The following is a 1,399-nucleotide window of genomic DNA, read 5'->3' on the forward strand; positions in this document are numbered from 1 at the left end:
GTTCTTCACTCATCGGAATCACCGAGGCGGTAGCTGGCACCGACCCTGAACGCGCAACTCGACTAACCGAACGCGCCGAAACCATCGCCCACACCATCACCGACCCAAACCGGCAGGTCGAGGCCCTCACCACGATCGCCCGCGCGGTGGTCCGGACCGATCCCGAACACGCGGCCCGACTCACCGAACACGCCGAGACCATCGCCCACACCATCACCAACCCGCACCAACAAGCTGGGGCACTCACCACGATCGCCCGCGCGGTGGCCCAGACCGATCCCGAACACGCGGCCCGACTCACCGAACACGCCGAGACCATCGCCCACACCATCACCCACCCTCGCCAGCACGACAGCGCGTTTCGAAATATCGTCTACGCGGTGGGCCAGACCGATCCCGAACGCGCCGAGACCATCGCCCGCACCATCACCGACTCGAAGCGGCAGGCCGAGGCACTCGCCGCAACCGCCCGAGTGGTGGTCCGAACCAATCCCGAACGCGCTGAGATCATCACGCACGCCATCGGCGACCCTTACCAGCGGGTCAGCGCACTCGTCAGCATCATCGAGATGGTGGCCCCGACCGATCCCGAACACGCTGCTCGACTCACCGAACATGCCGAGACCATCGCCTACACCATCACCGATCCTGACCTGCAGACCAAGGCGCTCGCCACGATCGCCCGAGTGGTGGTCCGGACCGATCCCGAACGCGCCGCCCGACTCACCGAACACGCCGAAACCCTCGCCCACACCATTACCAACCCCAGCCATCAAGTCCACGTGCTTGCCGAATTCATCAAAGCAGTAGCTGGGTCCGATCCTGAATGCACGGCTCGGCTGACCGAACGGGCCGAGACCATCGCCCACACCATCACCGACCCGAACCAACACGACAATGTGCTTCAAAATATCGTCTACGCGGTGGGCCAGACCGATCCCGAACGCGCCGAAACCATCGCGGACACCATCACCGACGGTTTTTTGCAGGCCGAGACACTCACGGAAATCGCCCTTGCAGCAGCCCAGACCGATCCCGAACGCGCAGCCCGACTCGCCGACCGCGCCGAAACCATCGTCCACACCATCACCAACCCGACCACACGAGGCAACGCACTCGTCAGCATCCTTGAGGTGGTGGCCGCGATCGATCCCGAACGCGCAGCCCGACTCGCCGACCGCGCCGAAACCATCGTCCACACCATCACCGACCCGTACGGGCAGGCCAACGCGCTCGCCATAATCGCCCGGGTGGTGGCCCAGACCAATCCCCAACGCGCCGAAACCATCGCCCGTACCATCGCCAACCCGAACCGGCAGGCCAAGGCACTCGCCGCAATCGCCCGGGTGGTGGCCCAGACCAATCCCAAACGCGCTGAAGCAATCACGGACACCATCAC

Annotated in this window: 1 protein-coding gene; it reads left to right on the top strand. The window is 64.9% G+C overall.

Translation table 11 applies throughout. The features are described 5' to 3' along the window. Window positions 1–1,399: hypothetical protein (locus A5780_RS41035; protein ID WP_197521775.1), on the top strand; the 1,399-nt coding region annotated here is incomplete at both ends.

This window comes from Nocardia sp. 852002-20019_SCH5090214 (assembly GCF_001665865.1).
Taxonomy (GTDB): domain Bacteria; phylum Actinomycetota; class Actinomycetes; order Mycobacteriales; family Mycobacteriaceae; genus Nocardia; species Nocardia nova.